Annotated in this window: 3 rRNA genes; all 3 read left to right on the top strand. The window is 54.6% G+C overall.

The features are described 5' to 3' along the window. Nucleotides 1-229: 229 nt before the first annotated feature. Nucleotides 230-1,752: ribosomal RNA gene (locus tag LQ566_RS17370) — 16S ribosomal RNA — on the top strand. Between the two features lie 397 nt (nt 1,753-2,149). Continuing rightward, nucleotides 2,150-5,250: ribosomal RNA gene (locus tag LQ566_RS17375) — 23S ribosomal RNA — on the top strand. A 126-nt stretch (nt 5,251-5,376) separates the two neighbouring features. Then, nucleotides 5,377-5,493: ribosomal RNA gene (gene rrf, locus LQ566_RS17380) — 5S ribosomal RNA — on the top strand. The 16S, 23S and 5S rRNA genes sit together here, the layout of an rRNA operon. Nucleotide 5,494 lies beyond the last annotated feature (1 nt).

Genomic DNA, 5,494 nt, shown 5'->3' on the forward strand with positions numbered 1-5,494 from the left:
GAGAAGTTGCCCCGCAGCTAAGCCCCGTGTGGGTGGTGTGTGGGAGCATCCGATCCTTGAGAACTCAACAGCGTGCACTTGTCAAATGCCAAATAACCTCGTCACCCCTTTTTGGGGTGGGAGATTCCTTTGGATCAATTTATGGTTGTCAGTTTTGACATCCTTTTTTGGTCAGTTTCAAACTCGCAATGCTTTCTGCCTATTCCGGTGGGGGTGTTGCAGCTGTTTTTTCACGGAGAGTTTGATCCTGGCTCAGGATGAACGCTGGCGGCGTGCTTAACACATGCAAGTCGAACGGTGAAGCAGAGCTTGCTCTGTGGATCAGTGGCGAACGGGTGAGTAACACGTGAGCAACCTGCCCCGGACTCTGGGATAAGCGCTGGAAACGGCGTCTAATACCGGATACGAGACAAGACGGCATCGTCATTGTCTGGAAAGATTTTTTGGTCTGGGATGGGCTCGCGGCCTATCAGCTTGTTGGTGAGGTAATGGCTCACCAAGGCGTCGACGGGTAGCCGGCCTGAGAGGGTGACCGGCCACACTGGGACTGAGACACGGCCCAGACTCCTACGGGAGGCAGCAGTGGGGAATATTGCACAATGGGCGAAAGCCTGATGCAGCAACGCCGCGTGAGGGATGACGGCCTTCGGGTTGTAAACCTCTTTTAGCAGGGAAGAAGCGAAAGTGACGGTACCTGCAGAAAAAGCGCCGGCTAACTACGTGCCAGCAGCCGCGGTAATACGTAGGGCGCAAGCGTTATCCGGAATTATTGGGCGTAAAGAGCTCGTAGGCGGTTTGTCGCGTCTGCTGTGAAATCCCGAGGCTCAACCTCGGGCCTGCAGTGGGTACGGGCAGACTAGAGTGCGGTAGGGGAGATTGGAATTCCTGGTGTAGCGGTGGAATGCGCAGATATCAGGAGGAACACCGATGGCGAAGGCAGATCTCTGGGCCGTAACTGACGCTGAGGAGCGAAAGGGTGGGGAGCAAACAGGCTTAGATACCCTGGTAGTCCACCCCGTAAACGTTGGGAACTAGTTGTGGGGTCCATTCCACGGATTCCGTGACGCAGCTAACGCATTAAGTTCCCCGCCTGGGGAGTACGGCCGCAAGGCTAAAACTCAAAGGAATTGACGGGGACCCGCACAAGCGGCGGAGCATGCGGATTAATTCGATGCAACGCGAAGAACCTTACCAAGGCTTGACATATACGAGAACACTCTGGAAACAGAGGACTCTTTGGACACTCGTATACAGGTGGTGCATGGTTGTCGTCAGCTCGTGTCGTGAGATGTTGGGTTAAGTCCCGCAACGAGCGCAACCCTCGTTCTATGTTGCCAGCACGTTATGGTGGGAACTCATGGGATACCGCCGGGGTCAACTCGGAGGAAGGTGGGGATGACGTCAAATCATCATGCCCCTTATGTCTTGGGCTTCACGCATGCTACAATGGCCGGTACAAAGGGCTGCAATACCGTGAGGTGGAGCGAATCCCAAAAAGCCGGTCCCAGTTCGGATTGAGGTCTGCAACTCGACCTCATGAAGTCGGAGTCGCTAGTAATCGCAGATCAGCAACGCTGCGGTGAATACGTTCCCGGGTCTTGTACACACCGCCCGTCAAGTCATGAAAGTCGGTAACACCTGAAGCCGGTGGCCTAACCCTTGTGGAGGGAGCCGTCGAAGGTGGGATCGGTAATTAGGACTAAGTCGTAACAAGGTAGCCGTACCGGAAGGTGCGGCTGGATCACCTCCTTTCTAAGGAGCACTGCGGTTCTTCGGGACCGACAGAGCCGGATTCAGACCGAATGTGTCTGACCGGAGCTCATGGGTGGAACATTTGACATGCCGTCGGCGTAGCTGACTCCAGTTAGTACGGTCTCTTCGGGGATCTGGAAGGGTGGGGGATGTGAACTGGCGGCTGCACGCTGTTGGGTCCTGAGGGACCGGGTGTCGATCTTTCGGGATTGGCTTCTGTTCCTCTGGGCCTTCTGTTGTCTGCGGCTTTGCTGTGGGCGCGGGGGGTACCGCCCGTACTTTGAGAACTACACAGTGGACGCGAGCATCTTAAAGATGATTCGTATGGGCCTTCGGGTTCATGCGGGTGATCTGAAATTTTGATGATCATTAGATCTGATTATTTCTTAACTCATGTATTCAAGTCTTTAAGAGCAAACGGTGGATGCCTTGGCATCTGGAGCCGAAGAAGGACGTAGCAATCTGCGATAAGCCTCGGGGAACTGATAAGCAAGTTTTGATCCGAGGGTGTCCGAATGGGGAAACCCCGCTGGGCGTTTGTGCGACCTAGTGACTCCCGCCTGAATATATAGGGCGGGTAGAGGGAACGTGGGGAAGTGAAACATCTCAGTACCCACAGGAAGAGAAAGCAACCGCGATTCCGTTAGTAGTGGCGAGCGAAACCGGATCAGGCTAAACCTTGCGTGTGTGATAGCCGGCAGGCGTTGCACGTTGGGGGTTGTGGGACTCACCGGAAGTTTCTGCCGAGACTTCGACGTGACAGCAGCGTATAGACGAATGGTTTTGAAAGGCCAGTCATAGAGGGTGCCAACCCCGTAGTCGAAATGCGTGTGCTGGCGTGGAGAGTATCCCAAGTAGCACGGGGCCCGAGAAATCCCGTGTGAATCTGTCAGGACCACCTGATAAGCCTAAATACTCCCAGATGACCGATAGCGGACAAGTACCGTGAGGGAAAGGTGAAAAGTACCCCGGGAGGGGAGTGAAATAGTACCTGAAACCGTTTGCTTACAAACCGTTGGAGCACCCCTGGTAGGTGTGACAGCGTGCCTTTTGAAGAATGAGCCTGCGAGTTAGTGATACGTGGCGAGGTTAACCCGTGTGGGGTAGCCGTAGCGAAAGCGAGTCTGAATAGGGCGATTCAGTCGCGTGTCCTAGACCCGAAGCGAAGTGATCTATCCATGGCCAGGTTGAAGCGACGGTAAGACGTCGTGGAGGACCGAACCCACTTAGGTTGAAAACTGAGGGGATGAGCTGTGGATAGGGGTGAAAGGCCAATCAAACTTCGTGATAGCTGGTTCTCTCCGAAATGCATTTAGGTGCAGCGTTGCGTGTTTCTTGCCGGAGGTAGAGCTACTGGATGGCCGATGGGCCCTACAAGGTTACTGACGTCAGCCAAACTCCGAATGCCGGTAAGTGAGAGCGCAGCAGTGAGACTGTGGGGGATAAGCTTCATAGTCGAGAGGGAAACAACCCAGACCACCATCTAAGGTCCCTAAGCGCGTGCTAAGTGGAAAAGGATGTGGAGTTGCTGTGACAACCAGGAGGTTGGCTTAGAAGCAGCCACCCTTGAAAGAGTGCGTAATAGCTCACTGGTCAAGTGATTCCGCGCCGACAATGTAACGGGGCTCAAGCACGCCACCGAAGTTGTGGCATTGACATTTTTGGTAGGCCTTCGTGGTCCAGCCGTGTTGATGGGTAGGAGAGCGTCGTGTGGCGAGTGAAGCGGCGGAGTGATCCAGCCGTGGACGCTACACGAGTGAGAATGCAGGCATGAGTAGCGAATGACGTGTGAGAAACACGTCCTCCGAAAGACCAAGGGTTCCAGGGTCAAGCTAATCTTCCCTGGGTAAGTCGGGACCTAAGGCGAGGCCGACAGGCGTAGTCGATGGACAACGGGTTGATATTCCCGTACCGGCGAAGAACCGCCCAAGCTAATCCAGTAGTGCTAAGTATCTGAATCCTCATGACCGGATCCTTCGGGTGATGGCGTGAGGCCTAGCGTACGACCCCGTTCTGGTGCGGTTAGCGTATTAACAGGTGTGACGCAGGAAGGTAGCCCAGCAGCGCGATGGTTGTCGCTGTGCAAGTGCGTAGGCTGAGTGATAGGCAAATCCGTCACTCGTAGAGGCTGAGACACGATGCGTATCAAGTGGGTGATCCTATGCTGCCGAGAAAAGCATCGACGCGAGGTTCCAGCTGCCCGTACCCCAAACCGACTCAGGTGGTCAGGTAGAGAATACCAAGGAGATCGAGAGAATCGTGGTTAAGGAACTCGGCAAAATGCCCCCGTAACTTCGGGAGAAGGGGGGCCATCGGCGTATTAGGACTTGCTCCGAAAGCGTTTGGTGGCCGCAGAGACTAGTGGGTAGCGACTGTTTACTAAAAACACAGGTCCGTGCTAAGTCGCAAGACGATGTATACGGACTGACGCCTGCCCGGTGCTGGAAGGTTAAGAGGACCGGTTAGCCGTAAGGCGAAGCTGAGAATTTAAGCCCCAGTAAACGGCGGTGGTAACTATAACCATCCTAAGGTAGCGAAATTCCTTGTCGGGTAAGTTCCGACCTGCACGAATGGCGTAACGACTTCCCAACTGTCTCAACCGCGAACTCGGCGAAATTGCAATACGAGTAAAGATGCTCGTTACGCGCAGCAGGACGGAAAGACCCCGTGACCTTTACTACAGCTTGGTATTGGTGTTTGGTGTGGCTTGTGTAGGATAGGTGGGAGACTGTGAAGCATTCACGCTAGTGGGTGTGGAGTCGTTGTTGAAATACCACTCTGGTCACTCTGGATATCTAACTTCGGACCGTAATCCGGTTCAGGGACAGTGCCTGGTGGGTAGTTTAACTGGGGCGGTTGCCTCCCAAAAAGTAACGGAGGCGCCCAAAGGTTCCCTCAACCTGGTTGGCAATCAGGTGTCGAGTGTAAGTGCACAAGGGAGCTTGACTGTGAGACTGACAAGTCGAGCAGGGACGAAAGTCGGGACTAGTGATCCGGCAGTGGCTTGTGGAAGCGCTGTCGCTCAACGGATAAAAGGTACCTCGGGGATAACAGGCTGATCTTGCCCAAGAGTCCATATCGACGGCATGGTTTGGCACCTCGATGTCGGCTCGTCGCATCCTGGGGCTGGAGTAGGTCCCAAGGGTTGGGCTGTTCGCCCATTAAAGCGGTACGCGAGCTGGGTTTAGAACGTCGTGAGACAGTTCGGTCCCTATCCGCTGCGCGCGTAGGAAATTTGAGAGGATCTGACCCTAGTACGAGAGGACCGGGTTGGACGAACCTCTGGTGTGCCAGTTGTTCTGCCAAGAGCACCGCTGGTTAGCTACGTTCGGGATGGATAACCGCTGAAAGCATCTAAGCGGGAAGCCGGCCTCAAGATGAGATTTCCATACCTTCGGGTGAGAGGCTCCCAGCCAGACTACTGGGTTGATAGGCCAGATGTGGAAGCGCAGTAATGCGTGTAGCTGACTGGTACTAATAAGCCGATGACTTGATAAACACCCCCCCCTTTTTTTCGGGTGGGTGACATGAACTTTTGCTTGCGTCCACTGAGTGGTTCTCGATGTACGGTCGAGAACACACAACGATCAATGCTCGTTGTGCTGATTGAAACATCAATAGTGTTTCGGCGGCCATAGCGAGAGGGAAACGCCTGGTCACATTCCGAACCCAGAAGCTAAGCCTCTCAGCGCCGATGGTACTGCAGGGGGGACCCTGTGGGAGAGTAGGACACCGCCGGACT

The organism is Microbacterium nymphoidis, from assembly GCF_021044885.1.
In the GTDB taxonomy this organism is placed as follows: Bacteria; Actinomycetota; Actinomycetes; order Actinomycetales; family Microbacteriaceae; genus Microbacterium; species Microbacterium nymphoidis.